This window comes from Cryobacterium sp., assembly GCF_025463825.1.
Classification (GTDB): Bacteria; Actinomycetota; Actinomycetes; order Actinomycetales; family Microbacteriaceae; genus Cryobacterium.
Map to the genome: position 1 here is coordinate 1 of NZ_JAODBG010000023.1, position 13,922 is coordinate 13,922.

A 13,922-nucleotide genomic window follows, 5' to 3' on the forward strand; every position below is an offset into this window, starting at 1 on the left:
CAAGGCCGCGGCCGCGAAGTCGGCGCCGGTGCAGGCGCCCGTGAAGGCCGCCGCGCCCCGCGCATCCGCCGACCTGGGCCTGTTCGACTTCGAGGTCGAGCGCCCGCACACCGTGCAGGTCGCGCTCAGCGCCGACGAGCTCGGCCGGCTCAAGCGGCGGGCGACCAGCCGCGGAGTCAGCCCGGAAGAGCTGCTCCGCGACCTGATCTGACCTCTCTGGTCTGGCCGGGCCGGCTCAGACGCGAGCGGTGTTCTTCTTGGCCGCCTTGGCCTTGGCCGCGTTCTTGTTCGGCAGCAGGGTGTTCGCTTCGTCCAGCGACATGCCGTTGGTCTCGGGCACCGTGGTGAGCACGAACAAAAAGGACAGAGCGGCGAACAGGGCGTACATGCCGTAGGTGAGCGGCAGGGACCACGCCGACATCTGCGGGAACGTCACGGTGATGAGGAAGTTCGCGATCCACTGGGCGGCAGCGGCCAGGCCGAGCGCCTTGGCACGGATGGTGTTGGGGAAGATCTCGCCCAGGAGCACCCAGACGACCGGGCCCCAGGAGGCGCCGAAGGAGATGACGAAGACGTTCGCGGCGACGAGCGCGATCGGACCCCAGGCGCCGGGCAGGGCGAGTTCGCCGTCGATCGTGACCGACTGGCTGAACGCGATGGCCATGGTGGCCAGCGACACCGTCATGCCGACGGAGCCGATGAGCAGGATGGGCCGGCGGCCGATCCGGTCGACCAGGGCGATCGCCACCAGGGTCACCAGGATGTTCGTGACCGAGGTGGCCACCGAGATGGCCAGCGAACTGGACTCCTCGAAGCCCACCGCGCTCCACAGGGTGGTGGAGTAGTAGAAGATCACGTTGATGCCCACGAACTGCTGGAACACCGACAGGGTGATGCCGACCCAGACGATGGGCTTGAGGCCGAACACCGGTCCCCGCAGCGTCCCGGTGCGCTTGGCCTTCACGTCGTCGTCGATGGAGGCCTTCATGTCGCGCATCTCACGGTCGATGTCACCGTTCGGAGTCACCCGGAGCAGCACCTCGCGGGCCTTTTCTTCCTTGTCGTGCAACACCAGGAACCGCGGCGATTCCGGCAGCAGCAGCGCGATCACGCCGTACACGAGTGCGGGGATGGCGCTGACCAGGAACATCCAGCGCCAGGCCTCCAGCCCGAACCAGAACTGTTCACTCGCACCGCCGGCCGTGGTGGCGAAGACGGCATCCGAGAGCAGGGCGGCGAAGATACCGATGGTGATGGCGAGCTGCTGCAACGAACCGAGCCGGCCCCGCATCTGCCGGGGCGAGATCTCGGCGATGTACGCCGGCGCGACGACCGACGCCAGGCCGATGCCAATGCCGCCGAGCACGCGCCAGACGATCAGGTCGACGACGCCGAAGGCAAAGCCGGAGCCGATGGAACTGGCGAAGAAGACAATCGCGCCGATCAGCATCACCGGGATGCGGCCGAACCGGTCGGCCAACCGGCCGCCGAGGAAGGCGCCCGTCGCCGCACCGAGCAGGGCGCTGGCCACGGCGAAGCCGGTGAGCGCTTCGGTGAGGCCGAACTGGCCCTGGATGGCTTCGACGGCGCCGTTGATCACCGACGAATCGAACCCGAACAGGAACCCGCCGAACGCGCCGGCGATGGCCAGGGCGATGACTTTCCGATTCGTGGTCGGCGTGCCCGGTTCGGACTCATTCTTCTCGGTCATGGCCACATTCCCCGTCGTCAAGTGTGTGATTGCCGATAAGCAACCTGACGAGCCTACGCCCGACTCGCACCATTCCGTGCCCATGGCGCACTGTCGGGCCGGTCACCGCACCGGCAGCCAGCGTCCCTTCACCCGTTCGGTGACCAGCCAGCTGACCGGGTCGGCGACCGTGCGGGTCCGCTCCACGACATGGCGGCCGATGGCCAGCGCTGTGTCGCCGTCGTCGGCCGTGAAGCGCACGGTGGCGCGTGCCGATCCGGCCACGACGGCCAGGTCGGAGGCCTCCACCGTGGTGCGCTCCGCCGCGGCGGCGGCTGCGGCGGGCAGGACCGCATCCGGTCGGACGCCGCTCTGCAGGGCGCCGATGGGCATGATCACGCGGTAGGAGGGCATTCCTCCAGCGTAGGCCCGGGTCAGTCGCGGGGCGGCAGCTGTTGCAGCGCCCAGGTGTTGCCGCCGGGGTCGGCGAAGTAGACGAAGCGACCCCAGTCCTGTTCGTCGACCTCGCTGGCGTTCACACCGGTAGCCACCAATTGGGACCTGGCCGCATCCGCATCGTCGATCACCATCTGCAGGCCACGCTGCCAGCCGGGCTGCATGTCCGTCAGGCCGGTCCCGATCGCGATCGAACAGGCAGAACCGGGCGGGGTGAGCTGCACGAATCGTAGGTTCTCGTTCACTTTCTGGTCGTAGTCGGCGTTGAAACCCACTTGGTCGACGTAGAACTTCTTGGCCCGGTCGACGTCGGCGACCGGGACGTAGACGAGTTCGATCTTCGTGTCCATGGCAAATCCTCTCGCTGGGAGCCATGGCCGGCTGCCACGGCAGAGACCGGGCCAGCATACGACCGAGCCCGAGCCCCGGCTAGACGCCAGGGAACGCACCTAGAAGCGGATGTCTTCCCGGGTGCGGGTCACCTCGGCAAGCACGTCGGGCAGCACGTCCACTCCCGTCCCTGGCCCGGTAGGCACCCGCAGGTGCCCGTTGTCCAGCACGAACGGGGCGGTGAGGTCTCGCGCGTAGTACCGGTCGGAGGCGGAGGTGTCACCCGGCAGCACAAAGTTGGGCAGCGCGGCCAGCGCCACGTTCGCGGCCCGGCCGATGCCCGTCTCGAGCATGCCGCCGCACCACACCGGCACGCCGTGCGCCGCCGCGACGTCGTGGATGCGCCGGGCCTCCAGGTAGCCGCCCACCCGGGCCGGCTTCACGTTGATGATGCTGCACGCGCCCAGGCTGATGGCCGCGGCGGCGTCCTGCGCCGACTCGATCGACTCGTCCAGGCACACCGGCGTGCGGATCAGCCGGGCCAGCGCCGCGTGGCCGAGCAGGTCCCGCTCGCCAAGCGGCTGCTCGATGAGCAGCAGACCGAAGGGGTCGAGCCTGGCGAGGTGCCGGGCATCCGCCAGCGTGTACGCGGTGTTCGCGTCGACCTGCAGCAGCAGGTCCGGACCGAACCGCTCCCGGACCGCCCGCACCGGGGCGAGGTCCCAGCCGGGTTCGATCTTGAGCTTGATGCGCAGGTAGCCCTGGTCGAGGTAGCCCGCCACGACCGCCAGCAGCTCGTCGACCGAGTCCAGAATGCCCACCGAGACGCCGGCCGGCACCGAATCCCGCACCGCGCCGAGGTAGCCGCCGAAGGATTGGCCGCTCTCCCGCAGCTGAACGTCGAGGATCGCCGCCTCGAGGACCGCCTTGGCCATCTGGTGGCCCTTCACCGGGACGAGGGCGCCGGTCACCCGCTCCGCGGTGAGGGTGTCGCCGAGCGCCTGAAGCCGCGGCACCAGGTGGTCGCGGATCACGAGGTCGCTGCCGGCGAGGAACTCGGAGCTGTACAGCGGCCGCACCTGGGCGGCGCACTCCGCCCAGCCCTCGGCATCCGCCGTGCTGACGTGCACGAGGGTGATCTCCCGCTCGGTGAGGGTGCCGAACGAGGTGCGAAAGGGCCGCACCAACGGCAAACTCACGCGGCGCAGCTCGATGTTCTCGATCCTCATGGCCGGAGTCTAGCCACGCTTGTCGATTGGGGGCGCATCCCCAGCCATCCACCCGGATGCGTGACTTAGGGTTCGACGATGAGCAGAGTTCTGGGCAGAACCGTCGACGGATTCGTGAACAGTTGGCGCTCGCACCTGCTGGTCACCCTGTCGGGCAACGACGAGGGTCGGCCGGCGTGGGTGGGCACCATGGAGCTGGGCGACGACGCCGGCTTCTTCGGACCGGGGTCCGCGTCCTGGGCGGTGCACGGCGGCATGGCCACCATGGTCGCCGGCATCCGGGCGTTGCTGATGCAGACCCTGCACCCGGGCGCGATGGCCGGGGTGCACGACTGGTCGAGATATCGGGAGGATCCGCTCGGCCGGCTCAGCGGCACCATCCAGTGGCTGGTCACCGTGACGTTCGCGTCCACCGGGCAGGCCGAGGCGGAGTCGGCCAGAGTCGGCCGGTTCCACGAGCGCGTCGCGGGCAGTTACGTCGACGCGCACGGGGTGACCCGGCCGTACACGGCCGGCGACCCCGAGTTGCTCTCCTGGGTGCACGTGGTGTTCACGGATGCGTTCCTGGCCAGCCACCGGCTCTGGGGCGGCCCGATCCCGGGCGGCGCCGACCGGTATGTGCGGGAGTGGGCCACGGCCGGCGAACTCGTCGGCGTGCAGGACCCGCCCCGGTCGGACGCCGAGCTCGCCGCGCAACTGCGGGCGTTCTCCGACGCCGGGGAGCTGACGGGCGGCGCCCGCGTCGCCGAGGCCGTGCGCTTCATCCGCAACCCGCCACTGCGGCGGGGCATGATGCCCTTCTACCGCATCATGTTCGCCGGCGCCGTGGCGTCGATTCCGGCGCCGTACCGACGGATGCTGGGCCTGCGCCGTTCTGCCCTGCCGGTGATCTGGGCCACCGGCGCGGTCCTCCGCCTGGTGCGCCTGCTGCTGGGCGCTTCCTCCACCTCGGAGGACGCCGCCCGAGCCCGCATCAATCGCCTCACGTCCGCCGGTTCGATTCCCGCCGGAGGGTGACGGCGATGGCCACGGCAGCGACGGCGAACAGTGCCGCGGCGAGGCCCGCCACCAGGGCGTTCGGCTGCACGATGGACTGGCCGGCGAGAGCCTGGCCGGTCACCAGGGCCAGCACGCCGACGTAGAGGCCGACGAGCGTGCGCAGGATGCCGCGGCGGGCGAGCGGACGGGCGAGGGCGGGCATCCGCCGGGCAATCGCTTCGAGGAACACGGCGCAGAGCGGCAGCACCTGCAGGGCGTGCATCCCCACGAAATGCGGGATGCGCAGGTCGCCGGCGACGGTGCTCCAACCCAGCAGCGGCAGGGACGGCCCGCCGTCGGCGACCCCGACGGTGTGCGCGCCCACGATGCCCTGATAGTCGTCCAGCTGTGCGGCGGTGGGCCCGGTCATCAAGAAGGCCAAGGCCATGCCGACCAGCGCGATCAGCAGGCCGGCCCGGATGGCGAGAGCCCGGGCCGGGTCGCCGAGGTCGGTGCGGAGGAGCAGCACCGCCAGGGGCACGGCAGCCACCCAGACGACCACGATGGACACGGCCATCACCGACCAGAGCGCCGCGTGGAACCCGGTGGTCACATTGAAGTGGCTGGTCAGCCCAGCCCAGGCCGCGCCGACGATGATCACCATCTCCACGACCAGGAACACCGTGGCGACGGTTTCGGCCCACCACGCCAGCCGGCGCCGGCGAGGATCGGCCGTGGGCAGCAGCCCGATCAGCCAGGCCAGGGTGACCGCGTAGATGCCGACCGAGATCGCGAACTTGAGCGGCTTGGCCCAGAGCGGCGCGCCCGTGATCTCCCGGGGATCGACCAGGAGGCCCACGGCGGCGCCGAGGGCGAGGACCGCCATGGCAGCGGCGAGCCAGAGCAGCGGCCGGTGCCAGCGGATGGCCGGCGGTTCGAGCGCGACCGGTCCGGTGAGCGCTGGTCCGTTGAGCAGGGTGCTGCGAAAGGCGGTGCGGGTTCCGGTGCGAGTAGCCATGATGACGGACTCCTGACGGGTGGGTGTTCAGACGGGATTACGGGCTGGGCGGTGAGTAGCGCTGCACGGAGACGTGCTCCTGCGCGGCACGGCGGAGGGCGGCGAAGAGGGCGTCACCGAGCACGGTGCCGATGACGACCATCTCGGTCTTGGATTCGCGGTCGTCGCGGGCGTCGATCTCGTCGAGGTCGGCCTCGGCCACGGCGAGCGCCGCAGCCGCGTAGCCGGGCACCCAGCCGCTGAGGTCGGGCTGGCCGAGGTCGTCGAAGGTCGTCAGCACCCTGGCGGCGGCCAGACGGCCGGGATTGTCCGGCGACACGTGCCATCCGCTCAGCAGCTCGTCGACCCTTGTCACGGATGCCGGGGAGACCGAGTCCGGCTCGATTTCTGCAGACACCGTGCGCTGGGCGATCTCGAAGGTGTGCGCGAGGCCGAGATCGGAGTCGATGGCGTCGATCACCCGGTGGGCGGCGGCGATGCTGAGACCGCCCACGTCGAGCAGGCCTCGGATGACGCGTAGCCGGCGCAGGTGCTCCGGGCCGTAGAGGGCCTGGTTGGGTCCGTGCCGCTCCCCCGCCGGCAGGAGCCCCTCGCGCAGGTAGTACTTGATCGTCGCGACGGCGATCCCACTAGAGCTGCTCAGCAGTGCCATCTTCATGCAGATAGTGTAGTTATCGGATAGTGCAACTGTCTATACCCGGTGCCGTCTCGGGCAGATTACAGTTGCACGGTGCCCCAAAGACCCGCCATCGCCCTCTCCGCCACCCCGCCCACCGTGCGCGCCACCCTGCGCCGGCCCCGGGCGCTCAGCGTGGAAGTGCTCGCCGGAGTGGTCACCACCCTGGCGCTCATCCCCGAGGTGATCTCCTTCTCGATCATCGCCGGCGTCGACCCCAAGGTGAGCCTGATCGCCTCGGTGGTGCTAGCCGTCTCGATGTCGTTCCTCGGCGGCCGGTCCGCCATGATCACCGCGGCCGCCGGCGCCGTGGCCCTCGTGGTGGCCCCGCTTGTCGCCGACCACGGTGTGGAGTACCTGCTTCCCGCGGTACTGCTGGCCGGACTGGTGCAGATCCTCTTCGGCGTCACCGGCCTGGCCCGGCTGATGCGCTTCATCCCCCGCTCGGTGATGATCGGCTTCGTCAACGCCCTGGGCATCCTGATCTTCGTCGCCCAGGTGCCGCACCTGGTGAACGTTCCGTGGCTGGTCTACCCGCTGTTCGCCCTCACCATCCTCATCGTGCTGGGGCTGCCCCGAATCACCCGGGCGGTGCCCGCCCCGCTAGTGGCCATCGTGGTGGTCACCGCGATCGCCATGATCGCCCACCTCGCCGTGCCCACGGTCGGCGACCAGGGCGACGTGGCCGGTGGCCTGCCCGGAATCACCCCGCTGCTCGTGCCCCTGAACCTGGAGACCCTGCAGATCATCTGGCCCACGGCGCTGAGCGTGGCGTTCGTGGGCCTGGTCGAGACCCTGCTCACGGCCAAACTCGTCGACGACATCACCGACACCCGCTCGCCGAAGGGCCGGGAGGCCTGGGCGCTGGGCATCGCGAACATGCTCGCCGGCCTGTACGGCGGCATCGCCGGCTGCGCCATGATCGGCCAGACCGTGGTGAACGTGAAGCTCGGCCGGGCCCGCACCCGCATCTCCACCTTCGTGGCCGGGGCCTTCCTCCTGCTGCTCGTCACCGCGCTCAGCGGCCTGATGGAGCAGATCCCGATGGTGGCGCTGGCGGCCGTGATGATGGTCGTGGCGATCACCACCGTCAACTGGCACAGCGTGCACCCGGCCACCCTGCGGCGGATGCCCGTGCCCGAGACCGTGGTGATGGTCACCACCGTCATCGTGGTGGTGGCCACCCACAATCTGGCCATCGGCATCGGCGCCGGTGTGTTGCTGGCGATGGTGCTCTTCGCCCGCCGGGTCGCCCATGTGGTGAAGGTGGACCGGTTCCTCGCCGACGACGGCCTCTCCGTGCGCTACGCCGTCAGCGGCCCCCTGTTCTTCGGCAGCAGCAACGACCTCGTCGAGCAGTTCTCCTACGGGATCGACCCCGCCGTGGTGCAGGTCGACCTCGCCCAGGCACAGATCTGGGATGCCTCGACCGTGGCCGTGCTCGACTCCGTCGAGACCAAGTACCGCCAGCACGGGGCCGCCGTCACCTTCGACGGCCTCGACGAGCGCAGCCAGGCCATGCACGGCCGCCTCACCGGCCGCCTCTAGCCCCGCCGCCGCACGCCGGACCCCCGCGCCCCGCACCTCGCGGCGCGCGAAATGCCTCGCGGCGTGCGATAAGTCTCGCGGCGTGCGATATCGCGTGCATCAACCTCCGCCGCCAGCACTTTCGAGTGCCGCCAGCATTTTCGCGTGCCGCGAGCGCACACACCTGTCGCGGAAGTTGCCTGTCCGGGTATGTGCCAGCTCTAGGCGCGACCCACCCGCGCCTCGCACTCCACCGGCCGGCACAAACGCGGCCTACGCCCCGGCGAAGAACGCCCCGATGGCGGCGGAGAGCGCGAACGGGTCGTTCACGTGCGCCAGCTCGCGGGCCGAGTGCATCGACAGCAGCGGCACGCCGACATCCACGGTGCGGATGCCCAGCCGGGTCGCCGTGAGCGGGCCGATCGTGGAACCGCAGGGCACCGTGTTGTTCGACACGAACTCCTGGTAGGGCACCCCGGCGGCCGTGCTGCAACGGGCCCAGAGGGCCGCACCCGCGGCATCCGTGGCGTAGCGCTGGTTGGCGTTGATCTTCAGCAGCGGTCCGCGGCCGGCCAGCGGCAGGTTCGCCGGGTCGTGGCGCTCGGGGTAGTTGGGGTGCACGGAGTGGCCGGCATCGGCCGAGACGCACCAGGAGTCGGCGTAGGCGCGCAGCCGCTCGGACACCGTGGCGCCGAGGTCGTCGCCGATCCGGCTGAGGATGTCGTCGAGCAGCGGGCCGCTCGCTCCGGAGCGGGACTGTGAACCGAGCTCCTCGTGGTCGAACGCGGCGAGCACGCTGATGGTCTCCTCGTCATCGGAGACGGTCAGCAGTGCGGCCAGGCCCGCATACACCGACGAAAGGTTGTCCATCCGCCCGGCGGCGAACAGCTCCCGGTCCAGGCCGAACCGTGCGGGCGGGTTGGTGTCGGCGGTGAGGATGTCGTAACCGGCGACGTCCTCGGCGGCCACCCCGGCGAGCGCGGCCAGGTGCGCCACCAGGTCGGCCTGACGGATGTCACCCACCCCGAAGACCGGGTTGAGGTGCCGCTGCCGGTCCAGGCTGAGCGCCTCGTTCGCGGTGCGGTCCAGGTGCACGGCCAGCTGCGGGATCCGCAGGAACGGGCCGGTGCGCACGAGGTGATCCACCCCATCGGTGGTGACCAGCCGGCCGGCGAGCTCGAGCTCCCGGTCCAGCCAGGAGTTCGCCAGCGGGCCGCCGTAAACCTCGACACCGGCCTGCAGCCAGCCGTAGGACCCCGTGGTGGGCTTGGGCTTGAGCTTGAAGCCGGGCGAGTCGGTGTGCGAGCCCAGAATGCGGAACGGCGTGGCCGCCTGCGCCCCGGCCGGCTGCACCCAGGCGATGATCGCCCCGTCGCGCACGACGTAGGAGCGACCGGCACCCGCGGCTGCGCCGGACGTGGCGGGCGGCAGCACCGACCAGTCCTCGGCCTCGTCCCGCCGGGTGAAGCCCGCCTCATCCAGCCGCCGGGCCGTCTCGGCGGCCGCGTGGTACGACGACGGCGACGCGGTGATGAAGCGGGCGAAATCGTCGATGTATGCCGAGAGAGAAGTCATGGCTCCATCCAACCATCCGCCCCGCCCTCGACAAGCTCCGCAAGCGGTGCGACTCTCGGGGCAGGCGAGGAGGCATCCGTGGGGAACAACGATCCGGCAGCGGACCCGTGGCTGCTGCGCTTCGACGGCTTCGACCCCGTCACCGAGGGCCACCGCGAAGCCCTGTGCACCCTCGCGAACGGCTACTGGGGCACCCGCGGGGCCGCCCCAGAGGCCCGCCCGGATGCCGTGCACTACCCCGGCACCTACCTCGCCGGCGTCTACATCCCCCTGAGCACCGAGGTGCACGTCGGCGAAGCCGCCGGCGACACCGGCGAACACATCCGCAATGACGAGCACCTGGTGAACGCCCCGAACTGGCTCTCGCTCTGGTTCCGCACCGGCGGTGACACAGGCAGCAGCGTCGGCGACTTCACCGCACCCGACACCGGCTGGTTCCACCCGGAGACCGCCGACCTGCTCGACTACCGCCAGGAACTCGACCTGCGCCGCGGTCTCCTCACCCGGCTGATGCGTTACCGCGACCCGCGCGGCCACGTCACCCGGGTGCTCAGCCGGCGCTTCGTCTCGCAGGCCGCCCCGCACGTGGCGGTGCTGGAGACCACCTTCACCGCCGAGGACTGGTCGGGCCCGATCACCGTGCGAAGCGCAATCGACGGCCGGGTGGCCAATCGCAATGTCGCCGCCGACCGGCAACTCGCCCACCTGCACCTGATGCCGCGCGCAACACGGGAGCTCGGCCAGGACGCGGTCCTGCTCGAAGTGGAGACCAGCCGGTCGGGCATCGACATCGCCATGGCGGCGCGCACCCGCGCCTACGTGAACGGCCGGCGGCTGGATCCCGCGCGTCGCTTCCTCACCGACTCCAGCCGCTGGGTCGCCCACGAGCTCGACCTCTCCCTCGAGCGCGGGGTTCGCGTGCGGGTCGAGAAGGTGGTGCTGGTGAGCACCTCCAGGGACCGGGCGGTGGTGTCCCCGGCGATGGGGGTGGCCAGGTGGCTCGGCCGGCTACCGGAGCCGGCCGAGCTGCTCGCCGCGCACGAACGGGAGTGGCAGATCCTCTGGGATGAGTTCGCCGTGCACCTGCACAGCGGGTCCCGGCAGTCGCTGGCCCTCAACCTGAACACCTTCCACGTGGGTGCTCACGCTGCGCCGGCCGGATCTGAGCCGGGCGCTGCTGGGCTACCGGTACCGCCGCCTCGGCGAGGCCCGCGCCGCAGCCGCAGCCGCCGGCCACGAGGGCGCCAGGTTCCCCTGGCAGAGCGGCATCGACGGTCGGGACGTCACCCCCACCGAGGTGTTCAACCCGCGCACCAACCGGTGGATGCCGGACCACTCCCGCCTGCAACATCACGTGGGCCTCGCGCTGGTCTACAGCATCTGGGGCGACTACCAGGCCACCGGCGATGTCGAATACCTCATCGACCAGGGCGCGGAGCTCGCTCTGGAGATCGCCCGGTTCTTCGCCGACCTCGCCGAGTACGACGACACCGGCGCCGGCTTGCGGGGTAACGCCTACACGAACGTCATGACCGCGTGGGTGCTCCGCCGCGCCGTCGAGATCGTGGCCCTGCTCGAGGGGCGTGCCTGCCGGCCGCTCTGGAACCGGTTACGGCTGCGCCCGGACGAACCGGCCACCTGGGAAAAGATCAGCCGGTACGGCAGCACCGAGCAGGCCCTCGGCCGGCTCGACCTGATCCTGAACGCCGAAGGCGACAGCACCAACAACTACCGGGTCGGCAAGCAGGCCGACGTCCTGATGCTGCTCTACCTGTTCTCGGCCGAGGAGCTGCGGGAGCTGATCGAGGATCTCGGCTACTCCCTCACGCCCGAGGTGACCCGCCGCACCGTCGAGTTCTACCGAGCCAGGTCGACGCACGGGTCGACGCTGAGCAACGTCGTGCATGCGTGGGTGGATGCCCGCTCCGACCGCGAGAGGTCCTGGGCGGCGCTCTGCCGGGCGCTGGAGTGCGACCTGGTCTTCGTGCCGGGCGGCACCACGAACGAGGGCATCCACCTGGGCGCCATGGCCGGGTCGATCGACATGGTGCTGCGCTGCTACACGGGCCTGGAGATCCGCGACGACATGCTCTGACTGCATCCCGCACTGCCGGAACCGCTCGACAAGGTCGTCTTCGGGATCAGCTATCGTGAGCAGCCGATCCGCGTGGAGCTGACCGCCACCAACCTGCGGCTGCACCTGCCGGCCGGCCGGGCCAGGCCGATCCGGGTGCGGGTGGAGGGGCGGGAAGCCGAGCTCTACCCCGGCCAGACCCGCGACTTCCTGCTCGAGGCGCCCGACCGGGTGCACACCTAGCGGGCAGTCGGGGTTCGGAATTTACTGGGCCCATGTCCACGATGATGTTCGTCAATCTGCCCGTCGCCGACCTCAAGCGTGCGACCGCGTTCTACAGCGCGCTCGGCTACAGCGTGAACCCGCAGTTCACGGATGAGACGGCCGCCTGCATCGTCCTCGACGACGGCCACCTCTACGTGATGCTGCTCACGCACGAGTCCTGGGCCCGGTTCTCCAGCAAGACCATCGTGGATTCGTCGACGAGCTCCGAGGTGATCCTGGCCATCAGCGCCGACGATCGCGCCGGCGTTGATGCCCTGGCCGACACGGCACTCGCCTCCGGCGGCAGCTACTCCTACGAACCGCAGGACATGGGCTTCATGTACAGCCGCAGCTTCCAGGACCCGGACGGGCATCTGTGGGAGGTCATGTACCTGGACATGACGGCGGTGCCGGGACAGCTGCCCTGACGGGGTACTTGTCGGTGCGCCGAGTTAGCCTGAGGGCATGGCCCGAAACGTCGCTACCAGCACGACCGTCTCCCTTCCCGACCTGCTCGCCTTCGTGCGGCCGCGGCACCGGATGCTGCTGGCCACCACGCGCGGCGACGGCCGCCCGCAGATGTCACCGGTTTCCGGCGGGGTCGACGAGACCGGGCGCATCGTGATCTCGTCGTATCCGTCGCGGGCGAAGACCCGCAACGCCGAACGGGACCCGCAGACCTCGGTGCTGGTCCTTTCCGACGAGCGGGACGGCGCCTGGGTGCAGGTCGACGGCACCGCCGAGATCCTGCACATGCCGGGTGCCGGCGACGGCCTGGTCGATTACTACCGCTGCATCGCCGGCGAGCACCCGAACTGGGACGAGTACCGTCAGGCGATGACGCTGCAGGACAAGTCCCTGATCCGCATCACGCCCACCCGGTGGAGCCCGATCGCGACCGGCGGGTTCCCCGCCGATGTCGCCGCCCGGCTCGACGCGCTGTGAGCACCGAAGCCGTGAGCACCGAAGCCGTGAGCACCACCCGCGAGGACGCCCTCGAGATCCTGCGCACCCTGGTCGGCCGGCCGGACGCCGGCTTCCACGAGGGCCAGTACGAGGCCATCGAGACCCTCGTCGACCAGCGCCGCCGCGCCCTCGTGGTGCAGCGCACCGGCTGGGGCAAGTCGGCGGTGTACTTCGTCGCGACCCTGTTGCTGCGCCGCCAGGGCGCCGGGCCCACCATCCTGGTGTCGCCGCTGCTGGCGCTGATGCGCGACCAGGTGGCCGCGGCCGCCCGGGCCGGGGTGCACGCGGTGTCGATCAACTCGGCCAACGCCCATGAGTGGACCGACGTGCTCGCCCGACTGCGCGCCGACGAGGTCGACGTGCTCCTGGTCTCCCCCGAACGGTTGAACAACCCGTCCTTCCGCGACGAACAGCTGCCCGCCTTGCTGGAGAGGGTGGGCCTGCTCGTTGTCGACGAGGCGCACTGCATCTCGGACTGGGGCCACGACTTCCGGCCGGACTACCGGCGCCTGCGCGACCTCATCGCGGCGATGCCGGCCGGGGTTCCGGTGCTGGCCACCACCGCCACGGCGAACAGCCGGGTGGTCACGGATGTGGCCGAACAGGTGGCGATGGTGGTCACGACAGGCTCGACCCAGGGCGGTTCGACGGACGTCGTCACCATTCGCGGCCCGCTGGCCCGGGCGTCGCTGCGGTTGGGGGTGCTGCGCCTGCCCGACTCCCGCGCCCGGCTGGCCTGGCTGCTCAGCCATCTGGCCGAACTGCCCGGCAGCGGCATCATCTACACCCTCACCGTCTCCGCCGCCGAGGACACCGCCCGGCTGCTGCGGGACGCCGGCCACGCCGTGCTCGCCTACACCGGCCAGACCGACACCGCCGAGCGGGAGGAATCCGAGGGGCTGCTCAAGGCCAACCAGGTCAAGGCGCTCGTGGCCACCAGCGCCCTCGGCATGGGCTTCGACAAGCCCGACCTCGGCTTCGTGGTGCACCTCGGCGCCCCGTCCTCGCCCGTCGCCTATTACCAGCAGGTGGGACGCGCCGGCCGCGGGACGCCGAACGCCGACGTCCTCCTGCTGCCCGGCGCGGAGGACCGCGACATCTGGGAGTACTTCGCCACCGCGTCCATGCCGTCCGAGGAC

General features: G+C 70.5%; 15 protein-coding genes and 1 pseudogene. 9 read left to right on the plus strand and 7 right to left on the minus strand.

Annotated features, from left to right (window positions below; translation table 11 throughout):
- The coding region (locus JWP54_RS02620) for a CopG family transcriptional regulator (protein WP_297366794.1) at positions 1-211 on the plus strand (211 nt) is incomplete at its 5' end.
- A 24-nt stretch (positions 212-235) separates the two neighbouring features.
- Here the strand turns inward: JWP54_RS02620 and JWP54_RS02625 are convergent.
- The 4 genes from JWP54_RS02625 to menC all read right to left on the minus strand — a co-directional run bounded on the left by JWP54_RS02625 (position 236) and on the right by menC (position 3,705).
- The gene (locus JWP54_RS02625; protein WP_297366796.1) at positions 236-1,711 is read right to left on the minus strand and encodes a sugar porter family MFS transporter; all 1,476 of its coding nucleotides are present in this window, start codon (positions 1,709-1,711) and stop codon (positions 236-238) included.
- 102 nt (positions 1,712-1,813) lie between these two features.
- Positions 1,814-2,104 (minus strand): hypothetical protein, encoded by a 291-nt coding sequence (locus JWP54_RS02630; RefSeq protein ID WP_297366798.1) that lies wholly within the window; start codon positions 2,102-2,104, stop codon positions 1,814-1,816.
- A gap of 20 nt (positions 2,105-2,124) precedes the next feature.
- Positions 2,125-2,496, minus strand: coding sequence for a glyoxalase superfamily protein (locus JWP54_RS02635; RefSeq protein WP_297366801.1), 372 nt, complete (start codon positions 2,494-2,496; stop codon positions 2,125-2,127).
- A 99-nt stretch (positions 2,497-2,595) separates the two neighbouring features.
- Positions 2,596-3,705: an o-succinylbenzoate synthase gene (menC, locus tag JWP54_RS02640; protein WP_297366804.1), complete on the minus strand. Its 1,110-nt coding sequence runs from the start codon at positions 3,703-3,705 to the stop codon at positions 2,596-2,598.
- 78 nt (positions 3,706-3,783) lie between these two features.
- Between menC and JWP54_RS02645 the strand changes: the two genes are divergently transcribed.
- Complete coding sequence (locus JWP54_RS02645) at positions 3,784-4,722, plus strand: oxygenase MpaB family protein (protein ID WP_297366807.1); 939 nt, start codon at positions 3,784-3,786, stop codon at positions 4,720-4,722.
- On the opposite strand, the gene JWP54_RS02650 is transcribed toward JWP54_RS02645, so the two are convergent.
- Both JWP54_RS02650 and JWP54_RS02655 read right to left on the minus strand, forming a co-directional pair.
- Positions 4,688-5,701 (minus strand): hypothetical protein, encoded by a 1,014-nt coding sequence (locus JWP54_RS02650; RefSeq protein ID WP_297366812.1) that lies wholly within the window; start codon positions 5,699-5,701, stop codon positions 4,688-4,690. The genes JWP54_RS02645 and JWP54_RS02650 overlap by 35 nt on opposite strands.
- 37 nt (positions 5,702-5,738) lie before the next feature.
- Positions 5,739-6,359 carry a MerR family transcriptional regulator gene (locus JWP54_RS02655; protein ID WP_297366815.1) on the minus strand — a complete coding sequence of 207 codons (621 nt, stop codon included), beginning with the start codon at positions 6,357-6,359 and terminating at the stop codon, positions 5,739-5,741.
- A gap of 72 nt (positions 6,360-6,431) precedes the next feature.
- Between JWP54_RS02655 and JWP54_RS02660 the strand changes: the two genes are divergently transcribed.
- Positions 6,432-7,925, plus strand: coding sequence for a SulP family inorganic anion transporter (locus tag JWP54_RS02660; RefSeq protein WP_297366818.1), 1,494 nt, complete (start codon positions 6,432-6,434; stop codon positions 7,923-7,925).
- A 252-nt stretch (positions 7,926-8,177) separates the two neighbouring features.
- Here JWP54_RS02660 and JWP54_RS02665 read toward each other — a convergent pair whose 3' ends face one another.
- Positions 8,178-9,479 carry a M18 family aminopeptidase gene (locus JWP54_RS02665; protein ID WP_297366821.1) on the minus strand — a complete coding sequence of 434 codons (1,302 nt, stop codon included), beginning with the start codon at positions 9,477-9,479 and terminating at the stop codon, positions 8,178-8,180.
- 78 nt (positions 9,480-9,557) lie between these two features.
- Here JWP54_RS02665 and JWP54_RS02670 point away from each other — a divergent pair.
- From JWP54_RS02670 to JWP54_RS02695, 6 genes and pseudogenes are all read left to right on the plus strand, one after another.
- Positions 9,558-10,376: pseudogene (locus JWP54_RS02670) on the plus strand (hypothetical protein); the annotation flags it as partial.
- Positions 10,377-10,617: 241 nt separating this feature from the next.
- Entirely contained in the window at positions 10,618-11,574 is a 957-nt protein-coding gene (locus JWP54_RS02675) for a hypothetical protein (RefSeq protein ID WP_297366824.1), read from the plus strand.
- A gap of 45 nt (positions 11,575-11,619) precedes the next feature.
- On the plus strand, positions 11,620-11,796 hold the full coding sequence (locus JWP54_RS02680) for a glycosyl hydrolase family 65 protein (protein WP_367274174.1): 177 nt from the start codon (positions 11,620-11,622) through the stop codon (positions 11,794-11,796).
- A 32-nt stretch (positions 11,797-11,828) separates the two neighbouring features.
- On the plus strand, positions 11,829-12,245 hold the full coding sequence (locus JWP54_RS02685) for a VOC family protein (RefSeq protein ID WP_297366828.1): 417 nt from the start codon (positions 11,829-11,831) through the stop codon (positions 12,243-12,245).
- A 37-nt stretch (positions 12,246-12,282) separates the two neighbouring features.
- On the plus strand, positions 12,283-12,762 hold the full coding sequence (locus JWP54_RS02690; RefSeq protein ID WP_297366830.1) for a PPOX class F420-dependent oxidoreductase: 480 nt from the start codon (positions 12,283-12,285) through the stop codon (positions 12,760-12,762).
- Positions 12,759-13,922: DEAD/DEAH box helicase (locus JWP54_RS02695; protein WP_297366834.1), on the plus strand; the 1,164-nt coding region annotated here is incomplete at its 3' end. The genes JWP54_RS02690 and JWP54_RS02695, both read left to right, overlap by 4 nt.